Source organism: Bacillus sp. B1(2022) (assembly GCF_040259625.1).
Taxonomy (GTDB): domain Bacteria; phylum Bacillota; class Bacilli; order Bacillales; family Bacillaceae; genus Bacillus; species Bacillus velezensis.
Window position 1 is genome coordinate 1 of the sequence record NZ_JANIFO010000016.1, and the last position, 24,285, is coordinate 24,285.

Annotated in this window: 25 protein-coding genes and 2 other annotated features; all 25 genes read left to right on the top strand. The window is 44.9% G+C overall.

Annotated elements, in window-relative coordinates; genetic code table 11:
- Positions 1–227: 227 nt before the first annotated feature.
- Complete coding sequence (ctsR, locus tag NQS30_RS20095) at positions 228–692, top strand: transcriptional regulator CtsR (RefSeq protein WP_003156396.1); 465 nt, start codon at positions 228–230, stop codon at positions 690–692.
- Between the two features lie 13 nt (positions 693–705).
- Complete coding sequence (mcsA, locus tag NQS30_RS20100; protein WP_007410387.1) at positions 706–1,263, top strand: protein-arginine kinase activator protein McsA; 558 nt, start codon at positions 706–708, stop codon at positions 1,261–1,263.
- Positions 1,263–2,354 (top strand): protein-arginine kinase McsB, encoded by a 1,092-nt coding sequence (gene mcsB / locus NQS30_RS20105; protein ID WP_003156398.1) that lies wholly within the window; start codon positions 1,263–1,265, stop codon positions 2,352–2,354. The genes mcsA and mcsB overlap by 1 nt, the downstream gene beginning before the upstream one ends.
- On the top strand, positions 2,351–4,783 hold the full coding sequence (gene clpC / locus NQS30_RS20110) for an ATP-dependent protease ATP-binding subunit ClpC (RefSeq protein ID WP_015239036.1): 2,433 nt from the start codon (positions 2,351–2,353) through the stop codon (positions 4,781–4,783). Before mcsB ends, clpC begins: the two co-directional genes overlap by 4 nt.
- Positions 4,784–4,876: 93 nt before the next feature.
- Positions 4,877–6,256 carry a DNA repair protein RadA gene (gene radA, locus NQS30_RS20115; RefSeq protein ID WP_014416742.1) on the top strand — a complete coding sequence of 460 codons (1,380 nt, stop codon included), beginning with the start codon at positions 4,877–4,879 and terminating at the stop codon, positions 6,254–6,256.
- 3 nt (positions 6,257–6,259) lie between these two features.
- Positions 6,260–7,342 carry a DNA integrity scanning diadenylate cyclase DisA gene (gene disA, locus NQS30_RS20120; RefSeq protein ID WP_007410390.1) on the top strand — a complete coding sequence of 361 codons (1,083 nt, stop codon included), beginning with the start codon at positions 6,260–6,262 and terminating at the stop codon, positions 7,340–7,342.
- 113 nt (positions 7,343–7,455) lie between these two features.
- A complete protein-coding gene (locus NQS30_RS20125) occupies positions 7,456–8,556 on the top strand; it encodes a PIN/TRAM domain-containing protein (RefSeq protein ID WP_003156403.1) in 1,101 nt (366 codons plus the stop codon).
- A gap of 12 nt (positions 8,557–8,568) precedes the next feature.
- A complete protein-coding gene (gene ispD / locus NQS30_RS20130) occupies positions 8,569–9,267 on the top strand; it encodes a 2-C-methyl-D-erythritol 4-phosphate cytidylyltransferase (RefSeq protein WP_015239038.1) in 699 nt (232 codons plus the stop codon).
- Positions 9,260–9,736, top strand: coding sequence for a 2-C-methyl-D-erythritol 2,4-cyclodiphosphate synthase (gene ispF, locus NQS30_RS20135; RefSeq protein ID WP_003156407.1), 477 nt, complete (start codon positions 9,260–9,262; stop codon positions 9,734–9,736). The genes ispD and ispF overlap by 8 nt, the downstream gene beginning before the upstream one ends.
- Before the next feature lie 91 nt (positions 9,737–9,827).
- Positions 9,828–11,279, top strand: coding sequence for a glutamate--tRNA ligase (gene gltX / locus NQS30_RS20140; protein WP_007410392.1), 1,452 nt, complete (start codon positions 9,828–9,830; stop codon positions 11,277–11,279).
- 2 nt (positions 11,280–11,281) lie between these two features.
- Positions 11,282–11,515: a binding site (T-box leader), on the top strand.
- A 74-nt stretch (positions 11,516–11,589) separates the two neighbouring features.
- On the top strand, positions 11,590–12,243 hold the full coding sequence (gene cysE / locus NQS30_RS20145) for a serine O-acetyltransferase (protein WP_003156410.1): 654 nt from the start codon (positions 11,590–11,592) through the stop codon (positions 12,241–12,243).
- Entirely contained in the window at positions 12,240–13,640 is a 1,401-nt protein-coding gene (cysS, locus tag NQS30_RS20150) for a cysteine--tRNA ligase (RefSeq protein WP_003156411.1), read from the top strand. Before cysE ends, cysS begins: the two co-directional genes overlap by 4 nt.
- A 4-nt stretch (positions 13,641–13,644) precedes the next feature.
- Complete coding sequence (locus NQS30_RS20155) at positions 13,645–14,076, top strand: Mini-ribonuclease 3 (RefSeq protein WP_003156412.1); 432 nt, start codon at positions 13,645–13,647, stop codon at positions 14,074–14,076.
- Positions 14,060–14,809, top strand: coding sequence for a 23S rRNA (guanosine(2251)-2'-O)-methyltransferase RlmB (rlmB, locus tag NQS30_RS20160; RefSeq protein ID WP_218791443.1), 750 nt, complete (start codon positions 14,060–14,062; stop codon positions 14,807–14,809). Before NQS30_RS20155 ends, rlmB begins: the two co-directional genes overlap by 17 nt.
- 6 nt (positions 14,810–14,815) lie before the next feature.
- Complete coding sequence (rae1, locus tag NQS30_RS20165; protein ID WP_003156414.1) at positions 14,816–15,328, top strand: ribosome-dependent mRNA decay endonuclease Rae1/YacP; 513 nt, start codon at positions 14,816–14,818, stop codon at positions 15,326–15,328.
- Positions 15,329–15,390: 62 nt separating this feature from the next.
- Positions 15,391–16,047 (top strand): RNA polymerase sporulation sigma factor SigH, encoded by a 657-nt coding sequence (gene sigH, locus NQS30_RS20170; protein WP_003156415.1) that lies wholly within the window; start codon positions 15,391–15,393, stop codon positions 16,045–16,047.
- A gap of 85 nt (positions 16,048–16,132) precedes the next feature.
- A complete protein-coding gene (rpmG, locus tag NQS30_RS20175; RefSeq protein ID WP_003156421.1) occupies positions 16,133–16,282 on the top strand; it encodes a 50S ribosomal protein L33 in 150 nt (49 codons plus the stop codon).
- Between the two features lie 32 nt (positions 16,283–16,314).
- The gene (gene secE, locus NQS30_RS20180; protein WP_003156422.1) at positions 16,315–16,494 is read left to right on the top strand and encodes a preprotein translocase subunit SecE; all 180 of its coding nucleotides are present in this window, start codon (positions 16,315–16,317) and stop codon (positions 16,492–16,494) included.
- Positions 16,495–16,661: 167 nt separating this feature from the next.
- Positions 16,662–17,195, top strand: a complete 534-nt coding sequence (nusG, locus tag NQS30_RS20185; protein ID WP_003156423.1) for a transcription termination/antitermination protein NusG — start codon at positions 16,662–16,664, stop codon at positions 17,193–17,195.
- A gap of 167 nt (positions 17,196–17,362) precedes the next feature.
- Positions 17,363–17,788 (top strand): 50S ribosomal protein L11, encoded by a 426-nt coding sequence (gene rplK / locus NQS30_RS20190; protein WP_003156430.1) that lies wholly within the window; start codon positions 17,363–17,365, stop codon positions 17,786–17,788.
- A gap of 94 nt (positions 17,789–17,882) precedes the next feature.
- Complete coding sequence (rplA, locus tag NQS30_RS20195) at positions 17,883–18,581, top strand: 50S ribosomal protein L1 (protein WP_003156431.1); 699 nt, start codon at positions 17,883–17,885, stop codon at positions 18,579–18,581.
- A 48-nt stretch (positions 18,582–18,629) separates the two neighbouring features.
- Positions 18,630–18,772 (top strand) — a sequence feature (ribosomal protein L10 leader region).
- Between the two features lie 63 nt (positions 18,773–18,835).
- Positions 18,836–19,336, top strand: coding sequence for a 50S ribosomal protein L10 (gene rplJ / locus NQS30_RS20200; RefSeq protein WP_007410396.1), 501 nt, complete (start codon positions 18,836–18,838; stop codon positions 19,334–19,336).
- 41 nt (positions 19,337–19,377) lie between these two features.
- Entirely contained in the window at positions 19,378–19,749 is a 372-nt protein-coding gene (rplL, locus tag NQS30_RS20205) for a 50S ribosomal protein L7/L12 (RefSeq protein ID WP_003156436.1), read from the top strand.
- A gap of 91 nt (positions 19,750–19,840) precedes the next feature.
- Positions 19,841–20,446, top strand: a complete 606-nt coding sequence (locus tag NQS30_RS20210) for a class I SAM-dependent methyltransferase (protein WP_007410397.1) — start codon at positions 19,841–19,843, stop codon at positions 20,444–20,446.
- A gap of 244 nt (positions 20,447–20,690) precedes the next feature.
- On the top strand, positions 20,691–24,272 hold the full coding sequence (gene rpoB / locus NQS30_RS20215) for a DNA-directed RNA polymerase subunit beta (protein ID WP_003156440.1): 3,582 nt from the start codon (positions 20,691–20,693) through the stop codon (positions 24,270–24,272).
- The last annotated feature ends 13 nt before the right edge of the window (positions 24,273–24,285 follow it).

Here is a 24,285-nt window from a genome sequence, read left to right on the forward strand (position 1 = left end):
TAGCATTACGGTAAAGGCAGCTCATTATGAGCTGCCTTTTTTGTGTTTTTCTGCATACATTATATAATATGAGAAACGTAACGATATGCCTTTTTGCAAAAGCAGGTTTTATGCTTGTGCAAAGTGGAAATAATAGAGATAGAGCGATACAGTTGAAAAATTTTGCGAAACACCTTATAGTAAGGTTAAAGTCAAATATAGTCAAAGTCAATGAAGGAGGGGGTTGAGTGGGACATAATATTTCTGACATCATTGAACAGTACTTGAAACAAGTATTAGATCAAAATGGCAAAGAAATTTTAGAGATCAAACGCAGTGAAATCGCTGATAAATTTCAATGTGTTCCTTCCCAAATAAATTATGTCATCAACACCAGATTTACAAGTGAAAGAGGATATATTGTTGAAAGTAAACGGGGAGGCGGCGGTTATATTCGTATTATCAAAATTAAAATGAATAACGAAGTCGTCCTCATCAATAATATTATTTCGCAGATTCATACCCACTTGTCCCAGGCAGCCTCTGATGACATTATTCTCAGACTGTTAGAGGACGGAGTTATTTCGGAAAGAGAAGCTAAAATGATGGTGAGTGTAATGGATCGTTCAGTTCTATATATTGATTTGCCCGAACGGGATGAACTAAGAGCCAGAATGATGAAAGCAATGCTCACATCTTTAAAACTAAAGTAAGCGGGTGAAAAGATTGATTTGTCAAGAATGCAATGAGAGACCGGCCACTTTTCACTTTACGAAAGTTGTTAATGGAGAAAAACAAGAAGTTCATATTTGTGAACAATGTGCAAAAGAAAATAGCGATTCATACAGTATAAGTGGAAACCAAGGGTTCTCGATCCATAATTTATTATCAGGACTGCTGAATATGGAGTCTTCATTTCAAAACACCGGTTCTCAAATGTTCGGCTATTCAGAGCAAGGGACAGCTTGTAAGAAATGCGGTATGACGTTTCAGCAGCTGAGAAAAACAGGGCGTTTCGGCTGTGCGGAATGTTACGATACGTTCTACAGCCAAATTACGCCGATCTTGCGAAAAGTTCACAGCGGGAATACGGTGCATGCTGGGAAAATTCCAAAACGAATAGGCGGAAACCTGCATGTAAGACGGCAAATGGAAATGTTAAAAAAAGAACTTGAATCTTTAATACACCACGAAGAGTTTGAAAGAGCAGCGGAGGTCAGGGATCAGATCCGATCGTTAGAGCAGAAGTTAAAAAGTAAAGACAGTGAGGGGGAACAAGGGTAATGTCGCTCAAGCATTTTATTCAGGACGCACTAAGCAATTGGATGAAGCAAAAGGGACCTGAAAGTGACATTGTACTCAGCAGCCGTATACGGTTGGCCCGAAACTTTGAAAATATAAAGTTTCCCGCCCGGTATACGAATGAAGAAGCCTCATCCATCATTCAGCAATTCGAAGATCATTTTTCAGGAAAAGAACTGCCTGATATCGGTCAATTTCATTTAATCAGAATGAGTGAAGCTCAGCCTTTGGAAAAACGGGTGCTGATGGAGAAACATCTGATCAGCCCGAATTTAACGGAATCCCCTTTTGGCGGCTGTTTGCTTTCTGAAAATGAAGAAGTCAGCATTATGTTAAATGAAGAAGATCATATCAGAATTCAATGCCTCTTCCCCGGCTTCCAGCTTCTCAATGCCATAAAAGCGGCGAACCAGGTTGATGACTGGATTGAGGAGAAAGTGGATTACGCCTTTGGAGAGAAAAGAGGGTACTTAACAAGCTGTCCTACAAATGTAGGGACGGGACTAAGGGCTTCAGTCATGATGCATTTGCCGGGCCTTGTATTAACTAGGCAAATGAATCGAATTATACCGGCAATTAACCAATTAGGTTTAGTTGTTAGAGGAATTTACGGTGAAGGCAGCGAAGCATTAGGAAATATCTTTCAAATTTCAAATCAAATCACACTCGGAAAATCAGAACAGGACATTGTAGATGATTTAAACAGTGTGGCTGCCCAGCTGATTGAGCAGGAACGTTCAGCCCGAGAAGCGCTTTACCAAACCTCGAAAATTGAATTGGAGGACCGGGTATTCAGGTCTTACGGTGTTTTATCCAACTGCCGTATGATTGAATCAAAGGAAACGGCGAAATGCCTTTCTGACGTTCGGCTGGGGATAGACCTGGGGATCATTAAAGGGCTATCAAGCAATATACTTAATGAACTGATGATTTTGACACAGCCGGGTTTTCTCCAGCAATATTCGGGCGGTGCATTACGGCCGAACGAAAGAGACGCGAGAAGAGCGGCTCTTATCAGGGAAAGGCTGCATTTAGAAATGAGTGCAAATAGACAGGAGGATGATTCGATATGATGTTTGGAAGGTTTACAGAGCGAGCTCAAAAGGTATTGGCACTGGCACAGGAAGAAGCACTGCGCTTAGGCCATAACAATATTGGAACTGAACATATCTTATTAGGTCTGGTTCGTGAAGGAGAAGGGATTGCGGCTAAAGCACTCCAAGCACTCGGACTCGGTTCGGATAAAATTCAGAAAGAAGTGGAGAGCTTAATCGGACGGGGACAGGAAATGTCTCAAACGATTCATTATACGCCAAGAGCAAAAAAAGTCATTGAGCTCAGCATGGATGAAGCCAGAAAGCTAGGACATTCTTATGTGGGAACAGAACACATACTTCTCGGACTGATTCGTGAAGGAGAAGGCGTAGCGGCGAGAGTTCTGAATAATCTCGGTGTCAGCTTGAATAAGGCGAGACAGCAAGTGCTGCAGCTTCTGGGAAGCAATGAGACGGGATCTTCTGCATCCGGTACGAACAGCAATGCAAACACGCCGACGCTGGACAGTCTGGCGCGTGATTTAACTGCGATTGCGAAGGAAGACAGTCTTGATCCGGTTATCGGCCGAAGCAAAGAAATTCAGCGTGTTATTGAGGTATTAAGCCGCAGAACGAAGAATAACCCCGTTCTTATCGGAGAACCGGGTGTAGGTAAAACTGCGATTGCTGAAGGCCTCGCACAGCAGATCATCAATAATGAAGTGCCGGAAATTTTACGTGATAAACGCGTAATGACATTAGACATGGGGACGGTTGTAGCCGGTACGAAATACCGCGGAGAATTTGAAGACCGCTTGAAAAAAGTAATGGATGAAATACGTCAGGCCGGCAATATTATTTTATTCATTGACGAACTGCATACACTGATTGGAGCGGGGGGAGCAGAAGGTGCGATTGACGCATCGAATATCTTAAAACCTTCACTGGCCCGCGGAGAGCTCCAATGCATCGGTGCGACAACGCTTGATGAATACCGTAAATATATCGAAAAAGACGCCGCTCTGGAGCGCCGTTTCCAGCCGATTCAGGTGGATCAGCCGTCAGCCGATGAAAGCATTCAAATTTTAAAAGGGCTCCGTGACCGCTATGAAGCGCATCACCGCGTATCCATTACCGATGAAGCGATTGAAGCGGCGGTAAAATTGTCCGACCGTTATATTTCTGACCGCTTCCTTCCGGATAAAGCGATCGATTTAATTGATGAAGCCGGTTCAAAAGTGCGTCTCCGTTCGTTCACAACACCTCCGAACTTAAAAGAGCTTGAGCAGAAACTCGATGAAGTTCGCAAGGAAAAAGACGCTGCCGTTCAGAGCCAGGAGTTTGAAAAAGCGGCTTCCCTTCGTGATACGGAGCAGCGCCTGAGAGAACAGGTGGAAGACACGAAAAAAACATGGAAAGAAAAACAAGGCCAGGAGAACTCCGAAGTTTCTGTAGAGGATATCGCGATGGTTGTATCCAGCTGGACCGGGGTGCCTGTATCTAAAATTGCCCAAACGGAAACAGATAAGCTTCTCAATATGGAAAACATTCTGCACTCCCGCGTCATCGGCCAGGATGAAGCTGTTGTAGCTGTTGCAAAGGCTGTCAGACGTGCAAGAGCCGGTCTGAAGGACCCGAAACGCCCGATTGGTTCATTCATCTTCCTAGGCCCTACAGGCGTTGGGAAGACAGAGCTGGCAAGAGCGCTGGCGGAATCCATTTTCGGTGATGAGGAAGCGATGATCAGAGTGGATATGTCCGAATACATGGAGAAACACTCAACTTCACGTCTTGTCGGTTCTCCTCCGGGATATGTCGGCTATGATGAAGGCGGCCAGCTGACAGAAAAAGTGAGAAGAAAACCTTACTCTGTCGTACTGCTTGATGAAATTGAAAAAGCGCACCCTGATGTGTTTAACATACTCCTGCAAGTGCTTGAAGACGGACGCTTGACTGATTCAAAAGGACGCACTGTGGATTTCCGCAACACGATCCTGATTATGACGTCAAACGTCGGAGCGAGCGAGCTGAAACGCAACAAATATGTGGGCTTCAATGTGCAGGATGAATCACAAAACCATAAAGACATGAAAGACAAAGTCATGGGAGAGCTGAAGCGTGCCTTCAGACCTGAGTTTATCAACCGGATTGACGAAATTATCGTCTTCCACTCCCTTGAGAAAAAACACCTTACAGACATCGTGTCGCTTATGTCTGATCAGTTAACAAAACGTCTGAAAGAACAAGATCTCTCTATCGAGCTGACGGATGCTGCAAAAGCAAAAGTGGCAGAAGAGGGCGTCGATTTGGAATACGGCGCACGTCCGTTAAGAAGAGCGATTCAAAAGCATGTGGAGGACCGGTTATCAGAAGAACTCCTCAGAGGCAATATTGATAAAGGCCAGCACATTGTTCTTGATGTTGAGGACGGCGAATTTGTCGTAAAAACAACTGCTAAAACGAACTAATATAGTGACAAACATGAGGCATACGTAAGTAAGTGTATGCCTCACTTTGTTATATAGAGAAATATTCGATAAGGAAGAGGTCTTACAACATATATGGCTAAATCAAAAACAAAATTCATCTGCCACTCATGCGGTTATGAATCCGCAAAGTGGATGGGAAAGTGCCCGGGCTGCGGGGCTTGGAATACAATGGTGGAAGAAACCATAAAAAAAGCGCCGGCGAATCGGCGGGCGGCTTTCTCCCACTCCGTTCAAACCGTCCAGAAACCATCACCCATTACATCAATTGAAACATCGGAAGAACCCCGCGTTCACACAAAGCTTGAAGAATTCAACAGAGTGCTTGGCGGCGGCGTTGTGAAAGGCTCGTTAGTATTAATCGGCGGCGATCCCGGGATCGGAAAATCAACGCTCCTTCTCCAAGTATCCGCACAATTAGCTGATACGGCCGGCAGCGTGCTTTACATTTCAGGGGAAGAATCCGTGAAGCAAACGAAGCTGCGCGCCGACAGACTTGGAATCAACAGCCAAATGTTACATGTTTTATCTGAAACCGATATGGAGTATATTTCGTCTGCTATACAAGAGATGAAACCCGCATTTGTTGTCGTAGACTCCATTCAGACCGTTTACCAAAGTGATATCACCTCAGCTCCCGGCAGTGTATCACAAGTAAGAGAGTGTACGGCCGAATTGATGAAAATCGCGAAAACAAACGGCATACCTATTTTTATCGTCGGGCACGTCACAAAAGAAGGATCGATCGCAGGGCCGAGATTGCTTGAGCACATGGTCGATACCGTTCTATACTTTGAAGGAGAGCGGCACCATACATTCCGTATTTTGCGGGCCGTAAAAAACCGTTTCGGCTCCACAAATGAAATGGGCATCTTTGAAATGCGGGAAGAGGGGCTTACGGAAGTGCTGAACCCTTCTGAAATTTTCTTGGAAGAGCGTTCTGCCGGGGCATCGGGTTCGAGTATCGTTGCGTCAATGGAAGGAACGAGACCGATCCTGGTTGAAATTCAGGCGCTCATATCACCGACCAGTTTTGGAAACCCGCGCCGCATGGCTACAGGCATTGACCACAACAGGGTATCGTTAATTATGGCTGTGCTTGAGAAGCGGGTGGGTCTTTTGCTTCAAAATCAAGATGCGTATTTAAAGGTCGCCGGCGGGGTCAAACTGGATGAACCGGCGATTGATTTGGCAGTAGCCGTCAGCATTGCCTCAAGCTTCAGAGATACACCGCCGAATCCCGCAGATTGCTTTATCGGTGAAGTGGGTCTGACAGGAGAAGTCCGCAGGGTGTCAAGAATCGAACAGCGCGTAAAAGAAGCGGCAAAACTCGGCTTCAAGCGCATGATTATACCTGAGGCGAATGCAGACGGGTGGACAATACCAAAAGGGATTGAGGTTGTCGGAGTAGCAAATGTTGCAGAAGCGCTTCGTACTTCATTAGGAGGATCATAATAGATGGAAAAAGAGAAAAAAGGGGCGAAACAAGAGCTTGACCTGTCTGCAATTCTGCAGTTCGTTGCACCGGGCACCCCGCTCAGAGCCGGGATAGAGAATGTACTTCGGGCAAATACAGGCGGCCTGATTGTTGTCGGATACAATGATAAGGTAAAGCAAGTCGTGGATGGCGGTTTTCATATTAATACATCATTTGCGCCCGCTCACTTATACGAGCTGGCCAAAATGGACGGTGCCATTATTTTAAGTGATTCCGGCCAGAAAATTCTTTATGCGAATACGCAGCTTATGCCGGAGGCGACCATTTCTTCTTCAGAAACGGGAATGAGGCACCGTACGGCGGAACGGGTGGCGAAGCAGACCGGCTGTCTCGTCATCGCCATTTCTGAGCGCAGAAATGTCATTACGTTATATCAGGACAGCATGAAGTACACACTAAAGGACATAGGATTTATTTTAACAAAGGCAAATCAGGCCATTCAAACGCTTGAGAAGTATAAAACCATTTTAGACAAAACGATTACGGCTTTAAACGCATTAGAGTTTGAGGAGCTTGTGACATTCAGTGACGTGCTGTCCGTCATGCATCGATATGAAATGGTGCTCCGAATAAAAAATGAAATCAATATGTATATTAAAGAACTCGGAACGGAAGGCCACTTAATCCGTCTGCAGGTGATTGAACTGATTACGGACATGGAAGAAGAGGCGGCACTTTTCATCAAAGACTATGTCAAAGAAAAAATCAAAGATCCGTTCGTGCTGTTAAAAGAGCTTCAGGATATGTCCAGCTATGATCTGCTTGATGATTCCATTCTGTTTAAGCTGCTTGGATATCCGGCTTCTACCAATCTTGATGATTATGTGCTCCCGAGAGGATACAGGCTGCTGAACAAAATTCCGCGTCTGCCGATGCCGATTGTTGAAAATGTGGTTGAGGCGTTCGGATTTTTGCCAAGCATAACGGAAGCCACTGTAGAAGAGCTTGATGATGTTGAGGGTATCGGCGAAGTGCGCGCCAAAAAAATCAAAAAAGGCTTAAAACGCCTTCAGGAAAAACACTATATAGATAGACAGCTTTAAGAATCGCTTAAACCTGTCGGAATCCGGGTATATTATTGTTAGTTTTTGTTTATTCTGAATTTGTAGGCTCTGACAGTCTGCTGAAAAAATGCTACTTAAAAGGAGGTGGAGGTATGTTAAAACGAATAGTTCAGGCGTTCTTCATTATTGTGGGCGGCGTTGTCGGTATCTTTTTAATACCTGAATTGTTTGTGCTGTCAAATATACAGGACATACCTTTAATAACAAACGCATATACGTCTGCTGCAATTGGTGCTATTATCTTTTTTCTCATCAGTATATGGACGACAGAATATGTGATTAATTGGGTAAAATGGATTGAAGATTCTTTGCTGAGAGCTCCGGTGCCGGATCTGTTATTCGGGAGTCTCGGATTGGTTTTTGGACTTATCATCGCATATCTCATTGTAAACGTGATTCCGCTGGACAATATTCCGTACCGTATATTCAGCACCATCATTCCGGTCTTTCTGGCTTTCTTTCTCGGTTACCTGGGCTTCCAAGTCGGATTTAAGAAAAAGGATGAACTGATCAGTCTTTTCTCCATTTCTGCAAGAATGCAGAAGAAAAAGGGAAGTGCTGATGAGGAGCAGGAGGAACAGGATAAAAGGCTGAAAATCTTGGATACAAGTGTTATTATTGATGGGAGAATTGCAGATATTTGTCAGACGGGCTTTTTAGAAGGCGTCATTGTCATTCCTCAATTTGTGCTGGAGGAATTACAGCATATCGCTGATTCTTCAGATGTTTTAAAACGTAACAGAGGGCGCCGCGGACTGGATATCTTGAATCGCATTCAAAAGGAACTGGATATTACGGTTGAAATTTATGAAGGCGACTTCGAAGACATTCAGGAGGTTGACAGCAAGCTTGTCAAACTTGCGAAGCTGACATCCGGCGTCGTTGTGACGAATGATTTTAATTTAAATAAAGTATGTGAGCTTCAGAAGGTTGCGGTACTGAATATTAATGACCTTGCAAACGCGGTGAAGCCGGTTGTGCTTCCGGGCGAAGAGATGAATGTGCAGGTGATTAAGGACGGGAAAGAGCATAATCAAGGTGTGGCTTACTTGGATGACGGGACGATGATTGTTGTGGAAGAAGGCCGCAATTATATAGGGAAACATATTGATGTGCTCGTAACCAGCGTACTGCAGACAGCGGCGGGACGAATGATTTTTGCCAAGCCCAAGCTGCTTGAGAAAGCTCTTTAAGAGGGAGTTTATATGGAGTATGTTGTCGTTATTCCGGCTGCCGGACAAGGAAAAAGAATGAAGGCCGGGAAAAATAAGCTGTTCATCAGCTTAAAAGGTGCGCCTGTTATTATACACACACTGCGGGTTTTTGAAAGCCACGCACCCTGTCAGAAAATAATCTTGGTGATAAACGAGAGTGAACGGGAAGATTTTCGACAGCTGCTGGCCCAATTTCCGATTCAGACGGAAATTGAGCTTGTTACCGGGGGTGCGGAGCGTCAGCACAGTGTATACGAAGGACTGAAAGTGATTGATAAGGAATCGGTCGTCCTTGTTCATGACGGAGCGCGCCCGTTTGTCACACATCAGCATATCGATAAGCTCGTGGAAACAGCAGAGGAGGCGGGAGCGGCTGTCCTGGCTGTTCCTGTGAAAGACACGATAAAACGGGCGGAAGGCTCCCGGGTTGCGGAGACCTTTGATCGTTCAAGCTTGTGGGCCGTTCAAACGCCGCAAGCTTTTCGTCTTTCTTTATTGAAGACGGCGCATATGGAAGCGGAAAACAAAGGCTTCTTAGGGACGGATGACGCCAGCCTCGTCGAGCGTCTTGATGGATATCAGGTGAGTATCGTTGAAGGCAGCTATACCAATATTAAGCTGACAACGCCGGATGACCTGATATTTGCGGAAGCAATCATGAAAGCGGAAAGTGGGAATCATAATGTTTAGAATCGGACAAGGATTTGATGTGCATCAATTAACGGAAGGCCGTCCTCTCATCATCGGCGGAATTGAAATTCCTTATGAAAAGGGGCTGCTCGGACATTCAGATGCTGATGTATTGCTGCATACAGTCGCAGACGCGTGTCTCGGAGCGGCAGGTGAAGGAGATATCGGCAAGCATTTCCCGGATACTGATCCGGAATTCAAGGATGCGGATTCTTTTAAGCTTCTTCAGCATGTCTGGAACATTGTTAAAGAAAAAGGATACGTACTCGGAAATATAGACTGCACGATTATTGCGCAAAAGCCGAAAATGGCGCCGCATATTGATGCTATGAGAAAACGGATAGCGGAAGGCCTTGAGGCGGACGTCTCTCAAGTAAACGTAAAAGCGACGACGACTGAAAAGCTCGGGTTTACCGGAAGAGCCGAAGGAATTGCCGCTCAGGCGACCGTTCTGATCCAAAAAGCCTGATCATTGTTTTGATGCCCGGTCTATTTGGTGGTAGAATAGATACATATATTCGGCTAGAGGCTACAGACGAGATGAAAGGAAGTATTTGAACATGGGAAATGAAGTACGCGTTCGTTATGCACCGAGTCCGACCGGACATTTGCATATCGGTAACGCCAGAACGGCGCTTTTTAACTATTTATTTGCCCGCAGCCAAGGCGGAAAGTTTATTATCCGGATTGAGGATACGGACAAAAAGCGAAATATTGAAGGCGGAGAGCAAAGCCAGCTCAACTATTTGAAATGGCTCGGCATGGACTGGGATGAAAGTGTGGATATCGGGGGAGAATACGGCCCGTACCGCCAGTCTGAGCGTAACGACATTTACAAAAAGTACTATGAAGAGCTTCTTGAAAAAGGGCTTGCTTATAAATGTTTCTGTACGGAAGAAGAACTTGAGAAAGAACGTGAAGAGCAAATCGCCCGCGGGGAAATGCCGCGCTATTCCGGCAAACACAGAAACCTGACTCAGGAAGAGCAGGAGCAGTTTTTAGCCGAAGGCAGACAGCCGAGCATCCGTTTCCGCGTGCCGGAAGGGAAAATCATCGCATTTAACGATATCGTAAAAGGCGAGATTTCTTTTGAATCAGACGGCATCGGCGACTTTGTCATCGTCAAAAAAGACGGAACACCGACGTATAACTTTGCCGTCGCGATTGACGATTACTTAATGAAAATGACGCACGTGCTCCGCGGTGAGGATCACATTTCAAATACACCGAAACAGATCATGATTTTCCAGGCATTCGGCTGGGATGTTCCTGTCTTCGGACATATGACGCTTATCGTAAACGAAAGCCGCAAAAAATTAAGTAAACGTGATGAATCAATTATCCAGTTTATTGAGCAGTATGATGAGCTGGGTTACCTGCCTGAAGCGCTGTTTAACTTTATCGGACTTCTCGGCTGGTCTCCCGTCGGTGAAGAAGAGCTTTTCACAAGAGAACAATTCATTGAAATTTTTGATGTAAATCGTTTGTCTAAGTCACCGGCTCTGTTTGATATGCATAAACTGAAATGGGTCAACAACCAATACGTCAAAGCGCTGGATCTTGATCAAGTGGTTGAGCTGACCCTGCCGCACCTGCAAAAAGCAGGAAAAGTCGGCACTGAGCTTTCTGCCGAGGAGCAGGAATGGGTTCGTAAATTAATCTCTCTTTACCATGAGCAATTGAGCTACGGCGCTGAAATTGTCGAGCTGACTGATTTGTTCTTTAAAGATGAGATCGAGTATAATCAAGAGGCAAAAGCCGTTCTGGAAGAGGAACAGGTGCCTGAAGTGCTCAGCGTATTTGCTGCGAAGCTTGAAGAGCTTGAAGAATTTACGCCTGAGCTGATCAAAGCCTCAATCAAAGCTGTTCAGAAAGAAACAGGCCATAAAGGCAAAAAGCTGTTCATGCCGATTCGTGTAGCGGTTACCGGTCAGACACACGGTCCTGAGCTTCCGCAGGCCATTGAGCTGATCGGCAGAGAAACAGCCGTCAGACGCCTGAAAAGCATTTAAATATACGATTGTTGACAGGGAAGAGTATAAAACAATGACCATTACAGAAAGAATCTTCATCGGCTGAGAGAGATTCATGCGTCATGTTTTAGAAGTGCGCCCTTAAGACCTTTGAAGAACATTTCTGCGGAAATCAGTATTTAAAGGCGGCCGCCGCCGTTACCGGCTTTTAAGTTGGGAAAACAGTGACTTGTTTTTCAAACAGAGTGGAACCGCGCGGTAAAAGCGTCTCTGTCATGTTTACATGCAGAGGCGCTTTTTTTATAGGCGGAAAAACAGACTGGAGCGGGGAGAGAATGGGGGGAAGCATGTGTTTTTTAAAATGCTAAAAGAAGACATAGATACAGTGTTCGATCAAGATCCGGCAGCAAGAAGCTATTTCGAAGTTGTTTTAACTTATTCTGGTTTACATGCTATATGGGCGCATCGGATTGCACATGCTTTATATAAACGGAGATTTTTCTTCCTGGCGCGCCTGATATCACAGATTGCCCGTTTCTTTACCGGAATTGAAATCCATCCCGGCGCGACCATCGGGAGAAGGTTTTTCATTGACCACGGTATGGGGGTCGTCATAGGGGAAACATGTGAAATCGGCAATAACGTGACGGTATTCCAAGGTGTCACTCTCGGGGGAACGGGAAAAGAAAAGGGGAAGCGGCATCCGACCATAAAAGATGATGCTTTAATTGCAACCGGAGCGAAGGTGCTCGGCTCTATTACGGTCGGGCAGGGTTCTAAAGTAGGGGCCGGCTCCGTTGTGCTTCGTGATGTTCCCGACTTTTCGACCGTTGTCGGCATACCGGGGAAAGTCGTCATTCAGAACGGAAGAAAAATCAAACGCGATCTCAATCACCAAGACTTGCCCGATCCGGTTGCTGACCGGTTTAGAGCATTGGAGCAGCAGATTTTTGAACTGCAGGCTGAACTGGAAGATAAAAAAGAAAGGATCAACCAAAAATGACCATTACACTTTATAATACATTGACACGGAAAAAGGAAACATTCGTTCCTCTTGAGGAAGGCAAAGTAAAAATGTACGTGTGCGGACCGACTGTATACAACTATATTCATATCGGAAACGCCCGTCCGGCGATTGTGTATGATACCGTACGCAACTATTTAGAGTATAAAGGATACGATGTTCAATACGTATCGAATTTCACCGATGTTGACGACAAACTGATTAAGGCGGCCAACGAGCTCGGTGAGGACGTCCCGACCGTTTCTGAACGGTTCATTAAAGCGTATTTTGAAGACGTGGGGGCCCTCGGATGCCGGAAAGCGGATCTTCACCCCCGGGTCATGGAAAATATGGACGCCATTATTGAATTTGTCAGCGAGCTGATTAAAAAAGGCTACGCTTATGAATCAGAAGGCGACGTCTATTTCAAAACAAGAGCCTTCGAAGGCTACGGAAAGCTATCTCAGCAATCAATTGATGAACTCAGATCAGGCGCGCGTATCCGTGTCGGCGAGAAGAAAGAGGATGCGCTGGACTTTGCTCTTTGGAAAGCTGCTAAGGACGGAGAAATTTCATGGGATAGCCCTTGGGGAAAAGGCCGCCCGGGCTGGCATATTGAATGCTCCGCAATGGTGAAAAAGTATTTGGGTGACGAAATCGATATTCATGCCGGCGGTCAGGACCTGACATTCCCGCACCATGAAAACGAAATCGCCCAATCTGAAGCATTAACAGGCAAGACATTCGCAAAATACTGGCTTCACAACGGATATATCAATATCGATAATGAGAAAATGTCAAAATCGCTCGGCAACTTTGTTTTGGTGCACGATATCATTAAGCAATATGACCCGCAGCTTTTGAGATTTTTCATGCTGTCCGTTCATTACCGCCACCCGATCAACTATTCGGAAGAGCTGCTTGAGAAAACAAAAAACGCGTTTAACCGCCTGAAGACGGCCTACAGTAATTTAAACCATCGTTTGATTAGCAGCACGAATCTGACTGACAATGATGAGGAATGGCTCGCTAAAATCGAAGAGCACCGCACTGCGTTTGAAGAAGCAATGGATGATGATTTTAATACGGCGAATGCGATTTCCGTTTGGTTTGATCTGGCGAAGCTCGCCAATTACTACATGCAGGAAGACAATACGGCGGATCACGTCATTAAAGCCTTTATCAGCATGTTTGACAGAATCGGATCTGTTCTCGGACTTACGCTCGGCGAAGAAGAGCTTGTCGACGAAGAGATTGAAGAGTTGATTGAGAAGAGAAATGAAGCCCGCCGCAATCGCGATTTTGCTTTGTCAGACCAGATTCGCGATCAGCTGAAAAGCATGAATATCATTCTTGAAGATACGGCCCAGGGAACTCGCTGGAAGCGGGGAGAGTAAGCGGATGCTTCAATTTGAACAAATCAAAGATTCAAAGCAGTTAAACGGTCTTGCGCTCGCTTATATGGGTGATGCCATTTTTGAAATATACGTCCGGCATCACCTGCTTAAGCAGGGCTTTACGAAACCGAATGACCTTCATAAGAAGGCGAGCCGGATTGTATCGGCAAAATCACAGGCAGACATATTGTTCCGCCTTCAGGACGAATCCTTTTTCACGGAGGAAGAGGAAGCCGTGCTGAGAAGAGGCAGAAACGCGAAATCAGGGACGACGCCTAAAAACACAGATGTACAGACGTACCGCCATAGTACAGCTTTTGAGGCTTTACTCGGATACCTTTTTCTTGAGAAAAGAGAAGAAAGACTGAATCAGCTGATTGCTGAGGCTATACAAGTCGGGACGTCAGGGAGGAAAACAAATGAGTCAGCAACATGATTACGTCATAGGAAAAAACGCTGTGATTGAGACGTTAAAGTCAGATCGCAAGCTGTATAAGTTATGGATGGCGGAAAACACAGTAAAAGGACAGGCGCAGCAAGTTATGGAGCTTGCTAAAAAGCGCGGCGTCACCATTCAATTTGTACCGAGGAAAAAACTCGATCAGATGGTGGAGGGGCAGCATCAGGGTGTTGTCGCCCAGGTGGCGGCATATGAATATGCACAATTAGACGAATTATATAAAAGAGCGGAAGAGAGAAACGAACAGCCTTTCTTTCTCATATTGGACGAGCTGGAAGACCCTCATAATCTCGGTTCCATCATGAGAACGGCTGACGCTGTCGGTGCACACGGCATCGTGATTCCGAAACGCAGAGCGGTCGGACTGACTTCGACGGTCGCAAAAGCTTCGACCGGTGCGATTGAACACATTCCCGTCGTGAAGGTGACCAACCTTGCCCGGACACTTGATGAAATGAAGGAGCGGGGGATTTGGGTCGTCGGAACGGATGCATCCGCCCGGGAAGACTACCGCTCTATGGACGGCAAGATGCCTTTGGTGCTCGTTATCGGAAGCGAAGGCAGAGGAATGGGCCGGCTTGTGAAAGAGAAATGTGATTTTCTCATTAAGCTTCCGATGGCCGGAAAAGTCACGTCTCTGAATGCGTCGGTAGCGGCCGGCCTTCTCATGTATGAAGTCTACCGGAAGCGCAATCCTTTAGGGGAATGAAGACAGATGGACATCCTGTTAGTAGACGGATACAACATGATTGGAGCTTGGCCGCAGCTAAAGGATTTAAAAGCGAACAGTTTTGAAGAAGCGAGAGATGTACTGATCCAGAAGATGGCGGAATATCAGTCCTACACGGGAATCAGAGTCATTGTGGTGTTTGACGCACACCTGGTAAAAGGCATAGAGAAAAAACAAACGAATCACAGAGTCGAAGTGATTTTCACACGGGAGAATGAAACGGCGGATGAGCGGATCGAGAAGCTTGCCCAGGCACTGAATAATATTGCGACACAGATTCATGTCGCAACCTCCGATTATACGGAGCAGTGGGCGATTTTCGGACAAGGGGCTCTCCGTAAATCCGCCCGGGAGCTCCTGAGGGAAGTGGATACGATAGAACGCCGGATTCAAAGGCGGGTTTCAAAGATCACTTCTGAAAAACCACCGGGTAAAATAGAGCTGTCCGAAGAGGTTTTGAAAACGTTTGAAAAGTGGCGCCGAGGCGGTCTGGATTAGGTTGACGCTTTTTCGCCCATTAATGTATAATATTTCTATCTACGTGCGCCGGGGGGATCGCAGTGAATCTACAGAACAGCAAGGGAAAGTTCAACAAAGTGCAATTTTGCCAGTTGGAGGACGAGCAGGTCATTGAAAAGGTTCATGTTGGGGATAGTGATGCGTTAGATTACTTGATTACGAAGTACCGTAATTTTGTACGGGCGAAAGCAAGGTCTTATTTTTTAATAGGGGCCGACAGAGAAGATATTGTACAGGAAGGGATGATAGGCTTATATAAGTCTATCCGAGACTTTAGAGAGGACAAGCTTACTTCATTTAAAGCTTTTGCAGAATTATGCATTACCCGCCAGATTATTACCGCAATAAAGACAGCTACCCGTCAGAAACACATTCCTTTAAATTCCTATGTTTCTTTAGACAAACCTATTTTTGATGAAGAATCTGACAGAACACTGCTTGATGTCATTTCAGGCGCTAAAACGTTAAATCCTGAAGAGATGATTATTAATCAGGAAGAATTTGATGATATCGAAATGAAAATGGGAGAACTGCTGAGTGATCTGGAGAGAAAGGTGCTTGTTTTGTACTTGGACGGAAGAAGTTACCAAGAGATTTCAGATGACTTAAACCGACACGTAAAATCAATCGATAATGCCCTGCAGCGCGTGAAGCGCAAGCTTGAAAAGTATTTAGAAATAAGAGAGATCAGCCTGTAGCAGGTTTCTGTGTCATATTGACAGAATTTTTCTGACTGTGCTATTTTATTAAGATAAATGAATGTTTAGGAAAAGGTGTAACGACATGAGAAAAAAGATTACGCTGGCATGCAAAACATGCGGAAATCGTAATTATACGACAATGAAAAGCTCTGCATCAGCGGCTGAGCGGTTAGAAGTTAAGAAGTACTGCAGCACTTGCAATTCACATACAGCTCATTTAGAAACAAAATAGTGTTCGCTTTTTAAATTGTGGAGGTCTTTTACATGCGCATGATGAGTTTCTTTAAAGATGTTGGGAAAGAAATGAAAAAGGTTAGCTGGCCTAAAGGCAAAGAGTTAACGCGCTATACGATCACGGTGATTTCAACGGTTATCTTTTTTGTTATCTTTTTTGCCCTCCTTGATACAGGAATTTCTCAATTAATTCGTTTAATAGTTGAATAATGATCAGCAATACGTGCTATAATAGATCATAATATCGTTTGCCAAAACCCGTTCAGCGGGTTTTTTATTGTGTTGTTGAAAAAAGGATTCATAGGCCCTGAGCCTATTTTTTGTTTTACACTTCATTTTTAAATGCGGGGAGGGAAGGACTGCAGAGTCCTGATAGAATGGAAAAGAATTGGTATGTTGTTCATACGTATTCCGGTTATGAAAACAAAGTAAAAGCGAACCTTGAAAAACGTGTGGAATCAATGGGAATGCAGGATAAAATTTTCCGCGTTGTCGTCCCTGAAGAAGAAGAGACTGATATTAAGAACGGCAAGAAAAAAGTAGTCAAAAAGAAAGTGTTCCCGGGTTATGTGCTTGTTGAAATCGTCATGACTGATGATTCCTGGTATGTGGTCCGCAACACGCCGGGCGTTACCGGATTCGTCGGATCAGCCGGTTCAGGCTCAAAGCCGACTCCGCTTCTTCCTGGCGAAGCGGAAACCATCTTAAAACGCATGGGCATGGATGAGCGGAAAACCGACATTGATTTTGAATTGAATGAGACAGTCAAAGTCATAGACGGACCTTTCGCCAACTTTACAGGATCAATTGAAGAGATTGATTATGATAAGAGCAAAGTGAAAGTATTCGTTAACATGTTCGGCCGTGAAACGCCGGTTGAACTGGAATTTACCCAGATCGACAAATTGTAATGTGAAAAAACTTGAAATTGCTATATATTAATGATAATATAGCAAAGGTACGTCTTGGACTAATCCAAGGCAGCTAGCTTGATATTTCGTCATTCATATAAAGAATGAAACCTTGAGTGGGAGGGTTTACCCTATTACCACATCACGGACTTAAGGAGGTGTGTCTCGTGGCTAAAAAAGTAGTAAAAGTTGTAAAATTGCAAATTCCTGCTGGAAAAGCTAACCCAGCGCCGCCAGTTGGACCTGCACTAGGTCAAGCCGGTGTAAATATCATGGGATTCTGTAAGGAGTTTAACGCTCGTACAGCTGACCAAGCTGGTTTAATCATTCCTGTTGAAATTTCGGTTTACGAAGACCGTTCATTTACATTTATTACAAAAACTCCGCCTGCTGCAGTATTGCTTAAAAAAGCAGCTGGAATTGAGTCTGGTTCTGGTGAACCAAACCGTAATAAAGTGGCAACCGTTAAGCGCGATAAGGTTCGCGAAATCGCTGAAACGAAAATGCCTGACTTAAACGCAGCAGACGTTGAAGCGGCAATGCGCATGGTTGAAGGTACTGCCCGCAGTATGGGTATCGTTATCGAGGATTAATTTGTTTCTTGTCGGGTTGCGAGTTTTCACAAGTTCGCAACCCTTATTCGTGGGAGGTTATTCCGCTATAACCACATAAGGAGGAAATTTTAAAATGGCTAAAAAAGGTAAAAAGTACGTTGAAGCTGCGAAGCTTGTAGACCGTGCGAAAGCTTACGACGTCGCTGAAGCAGTGGCGCTTACTAAAAAAACAAACACAGCTAAATTCGACGCTACAGTTGAAGTTGCTTTTCGTTTAGGGGTTGACCCTCGTAAAAACGATCAGCAAATCCGCGGTGCAGTTGTACTTCCTAACGGAACTGGTAAAACTCAGCGCGTGCTAGTATTCGCTAAAGGCGAAAAAGCAAAAGAAGCTGAAGCTGCCGGTGCAGACTACGTTGGCGATTCTGATTACATCGCGAAAATCCAGCAAGGCTGGTTCGAATTCGATGTAATCGTTGCGACTCCTGACATGATGGGTGAAGTCGGTAAAATCGGCCGTGTGCTTGGACCAAAAGGTCTTATGCCAAACCCTAAAACAGGAACTGTTACATTCGAAGTAGAAAAAGCAATCGGCGAAATCAAAGCTGGTAAAGTAGAATACCGCGTTGACAAAGCTGGTAACATCCATGTTCCGATCGGAAAAGTTTCTTTCGAGGATGAAAAACTTGTTGAGAACTTCACAACAATGTATGATACAATCCTGAAAGCAAAACCGGCTGCGGCTAAAGGTGTTTACGTGAAAAACGTTGCCGTTACTTCTACTATGGGCCCTGGTGTCAAAGTAGACGCTTCTACTTTCAACGTAAAATAATATTTGACTTTAGATCAGCATTCTGATATGATTCAAAATGTTGTAAAATATAATATGTCATTTATACCGTAGACAGCAGGGGCCGTTGAGGCTTAATATCCTGCCGAGGTGTATATATATCACAGCTATTACGTTACGTATGCTTGTATATACAGCCTCCATGTCCACATGGAGGCTTTTTATATGAAATCGTCGTCACAGTCGTGATCACCTAGCGGTATAAGTGTTACACAAAATCTACAGGAGGTGTAACCATGAGCAGCGCAATTGATACAAAAAAAGTTGTTGTTGAAGAGATTGCTTCTAAACTGAAAGAAAGCAAATCAACGATCATCGTTGACTACCGCGGACTTAACGTTTCTGAAGTAACTGAACTCCGTAAACAGCTTCGCGAAGCTAACGTAGAGTTCAAAGTGTACAAAAACACAATGACTCGCCGTGCGGTTGAACAAGCTGAACTTGATGGTTTGAATGATGTCTTAACTGGACCGAATGCGATCGCATTCAGTACTGAAGATGTTATCGCTCCGGCAAAAGTTCTTAACGAGTTCGCGAAAAATCACGAAGCTCTGGAAATCAAAGCGGGCGTTATCGAAGGAAAAGTATCTTCTGTTGAAGAAGTGAAAGCTCTTGCTGAACTTCCTTCACGCGATGGCTTACTTTCTATGTTGCTTAGCGTACTTCAAGCTCCAGTTCGCAACCTTGCACTTGCAGCTAAAGCAGTTGCAGACCAAAAGGAAGAACAAGGCGCTTAATCTGATTTTACCCTAAAATAAAACAAATGGAGGAATTTCAAATGGCTTTAAATATCGAAGAAATCATTGCTTCCGTTAAAGAAGCAACTGTACTTGAATTGAACGACCTAGTAAAAGCAATCGAAGAAGAATTTGGCGTAACTGCTGCTGCTCCTGTAGCTGTAGCTGGCGGAGCTGCTGCTGGCGGCGCTGCTGAAGAGCAAAGCGAATTCGACCTTATCCTTGCTGGTGCAGGTTCTCAGAAAATCAAAGTTATCAAAGTTGTTCGTGAAATCACTGGTCTTGGCTTGAAAGAAGCTAAAGAACTTGTTGACAACACTCCAAAACCACTTAAAGAAGGTATTGCGAAAGAAGAAGCTGAAGAGCTTAAAGCTAAACTTGAAGAAGTTGGCGCTTCTGTAGAAGTTAAGTAATCTTCACTTGCCTGTAGGGGAAGCTCGCTTTTATGAGGCGGGCTTTTTCTTTGCTTTTCTTTAAGTGCCATTATAAAAGGAGGTTCTAATAATGAGTGATCACTATTATTCAGAAAAACCTTCAGTTAAAAGCGATAAACAGACATGGTCATTTACACTGCGGAACAGATCTTATACATTCACAAGTGACAGCGGCGTTTTCTCGAAAAAGGAAGTTGATTTCGGTTCGCGTGTCTTAATTGAAGCGTTTGAAGAGCCGGAGATCGATGGTGACTTCCTGGATGCAGGCTGCGGTTACGGCCCGATCGGTCTGTCACTCGCCGGTGAATTTACAGACCGGACCGTGCACATGATTGACGTGAATGAAAGAGCCGTAGAGCTGTCAAATGAAAATGCAGAAAAAAACGGAATAAAAAACGTTCGAATTTATCAGAGTGATTTATTTTCAAATATTGATTCTGCTCAAACATTTGCTTCTATTATTACAAACCCCCCAATCCGCGCCGGAAAAAAAGTTGTCCATGCCATTTTTGAAAAAAGCGCTGAGCATTTAAGGGCTTCAGGTGAATTGTGGATCGTTATACAGAAAAAACAGGGCGGGCCTTCTGCCATTGAAAAACTGAAGGAGCTTTTTGACGAAGTTTCTGTGGTTCAAAAAAAGAAAGGCTATTATATCATAAAAGCAAAAAAAGTTTGACTTGAATTTTCAGCTATGTTAATATTGTAAAATGCCAATGTATATATTTTGCATGATATGCTGAAATAATCATAGTGCATGTATAAATTATACAAACATGGAAATGCTAATAAAATCGGTATTTGTTTTTGGATGTGGTTTTCTTAATTAGAAACCCTTTTTTCTTTTGTCTTGTAAAAGTATTTCTTTATCGTAAGAGATGCTTATTACACATATAATACGCATGATTTGAGGGGTGAATCAGTTGACAGGTCAACTAGTTCAGTATGGACGACACCGCCAGCGCAGAAGCTATGCTCGCATTAGCGAAGTGTTAGAATTACCAAATCTCATTGAAATTCAAACCTCTTCTTATCAGTGGTTTCTTGATGAGGGTCTTAGAGAGATGTTTCAAGACATATCACCAATTGAGGATTTCACTGGTAACCTCTCTCTAGAGTTCATTGACTACAGTTTAGGAGATCCTAAGTATCCCGTTGAAGAGTCAAAAGAACGTGATGTGACTTACTCAGCTCCGCTGAGAGTGAAGGTTCGTTTAATTAACAAAGAAACTGGAGAGGTAAAAGACCAGGATGTCTTCATGGGTGATTTCCCTATTATGACAGATACCGGTACTTTTATCATCAACGGTGCAGAACGTGTTATCGTATCTCAGCTTGTTCGGTCTCCAAGTGTATATTTCAGTGGTAAAGTAGACAAGAACGGTAAAAAAGGTTTTACCGCGACTGTCATTCCAAACCGTGGCGCATGGTTAGAATACGAAACTGATGCGAAAGATGTTGTGTATGTCCGCATTGATCGCACACGTAAGTTGCCGGTTACGGTTCTTTTGCGTGCTCTCGGCTTCGGTTCCGACCAAGAGATTCTCGATCTCATTGGTGAGAACGAATATCTCCGCAATACACTGGATAAGGACAACACTGAAAACAGTGACAAAGCGCTTCTTGAAATCTATGAGCGCCTTCGTCCCGGAGAGCCGCCTACAGTAGAAAACGCAAAAAGCTTGCTGGATTCCCGTTTCTTCGATCCGAAGCGATACGACCTTGCGAATGTAGGACGCTATAAAATTAATAAAAAGCTTCATATCAAGAACCGCCTGTTTAACCAACGCCTTGCAGAAACACTGGTGGATCCGGAAACCGGTGAAATTCTCGCTGAAAAAGGGCAGATTCTTGACAGAAGAACACTTGATAAAGTACTGCCATACTTAGAAAATGGAATCGGCTTCAGAAAACTTTATCCTAACGGCGGCGTTGTCGAGGATGAAGTGATGCTTCAATCCATTAAAATCTATGCTCCTACCGATGCAGAAGGAGAGCAGACGATCAATGTGATCGGCAATGCTTACATCGAAGAGGCGATTAAAAACATTACGCCTGCTGATATTATTTCTTCTATCAGCTACTTCTTCAACCTCCTGCACGGAGTAGGCGACACTGATGATATCGACCATCTCGGAAACCGCCGTCTGCGTTCTGTAGGTGAGCTCCTGCAAAACCAATTCCGTATCGGTTTAAGCCGGATGGAACGTGTCGTACGTGAAAGAATGTCTATTCAAGACACGAATACAATTACGCCGCAGCAGCTGATTAACATCAGACCTGTTATTGCGTCTATTAAAGAGTTCTTCGGAAGCTCACAGCTTTCTCAATTCATGGATCAGACGAACCCGCTTGCTGAATTGACGCACAAACGCCGTCTGTCAGCTCTCGGACCGGGCGGTTTGACACGTGAGCGCGCAGGTATGGAAGTACGTGACGTTCACTACTCTCACTATGGCCGTATGTGTCCGATTGAAACGCCTGAGGGCCCGAACATCGGTTTGATCAACTCATTGTCATCATTTGCGAAAGTAAACCGCTTTGGTTTCATTGAGACGCCATACCGCCGCGTTGATCCTGAAACAGGAAAAGTAACGCCTAGAATCGACTACCTGACTGCTGATGAAGAGGATAACTATGTCGTAGCCCAAGCGAATGCTAAGCTGAGCGATGACGGTTCTTTCTTGGATGACAGCATCGTAGCGCGTTTCAGAGGGGAAAACACCGTTGTAGCCCGCAACCGCGTGGATTACATGGACGTATCTCCTAAACAGGTTGTATCTGCTGCGACAGCATGTATTCCGTTCTTGGAAAACGATGACTCGAACCGTGCCCTCATGGGAGCGAACATGCAGCGTCAGGCTGTGCCTTTGATGCAGCCGGAAGCTCCGATCGTCGGAACGGGTATGGAATACGTATCCGGTAAAGACTCCGGTGCAGCCGTTATTTGTAAACACCCTGGTATCGTTGAACGGGTGGAAGCGAAAAACGTATGGGTGCGCCGCTATGAAGAAATTGACGGCCAAAAAGTAAAAGGCAACCTGGATAAGTACAGCTTGCTGAAATTTGTCCGCTCCAACCAAGGTACGTGCTACAACCAGCGTCCGATCGTCAGTGTCGGCGATGAAGTAGTCAAAGGAGAAATCCTTGCTGACGGACCTTCAATGGAGCTTGGTGAACTTGCTCTCGGCCGCAACGTAATGGTCGGCTTCATGACATGGGATGGTTACAACTATGAGGATGCCATCATCATGAGTGAACGCCTTGTGAAAGATGATGTATACACATCTATTCACATTGAAGAATATGAATCAGAAGCACGTGATACAAAGCTTGGGCCGGAAGAGATCACCCGTGATATTCCAAACGTAGGGGAAGACGCGCTTCGCAATCTTGATGACCGCGGAATTATCCGTATCGGTGCGGAAGTCAACGACGGAGACCTTCTCGTAGGTAAAGTAACGCCTAAAGGTGTAACTGAGCTTACGGCTGAAGAACGCCTTCTGCATGCGATCTTTGGAGAAAAAGCGCGTGAAGTCCGTGATACTTCTCTCCGTGTGCCTCACGGCGGCGGCGGAATTATCCACGACGTAAAAGTCTTCAACCGTGAAGACGGCGACGAACTTCCTCCGGGAGTGAACCAGCTTGTACGCGTATATATCGTTCAGAAACGTAAGATTTCTGAAGGTGATAAAATGGCCGGACGTCACGGAAACAAAGGGGTTATCTCGAAGATTCTTCCTGAAGAAGATATGCCTTACCTTCCTGACGGCACGCCGATCGATATCATGCTTAACCCGCTGGGTGTACCATCACGTATGAATATCGGTCAGGTATTAGAACTTCACATGGGTATGGCTGCCCGCTACCTCGGCATTCACATCGCGTCACCTGTATTTGACGGCGCGCGTGAAGAAGATGTGTGGGAAACACTTGAAGAAGCAGGCATGTCAAGAGACGCTAAAACAGTTCTTTATGACGGCCGTACGGGAGAACCGTTTGACAACCGTGTATCTGTCGGAATCATGTACATGATCAAACTGGCACACATGGTTGATGATAAACTTCATGCCCGTTCTACAGGTCCTTACTCACTTGTTACGCAGCAGCCTCTCGGCGGTAAAGCCCAATTCGGCGGACAGCGTTTCGGTGAGATGGAGGTTTGGGCGCTTGAAGCTTACGGCGCAGCTTACACGCTTCAAGAAATCCTGACTGTGAAGTCCGATGACGTGGTCGGACGTGTGAAAACATATGAAGCCATCGTCAAAGGCGACAATGTTCCAGAGCCTGGTGTTCCGGAATCATTCAAAGTATTGATCAAAGAGCTTCAAAGCTTAGGTATGGACGTGAAAATCCTTTCAGGCGATGAAGAAGAAATAGAAATGAGAGATCTAGAAGACGAGGAAGATGCGAAACAAGCTGACGGCCTTGCATTATCAGGTGATGAAGCGCCGGAAGAAACAGCATCTCCAGACGTTGAACGTGACGCAGTAACGAAAGAATAGTCTCTGATTGATA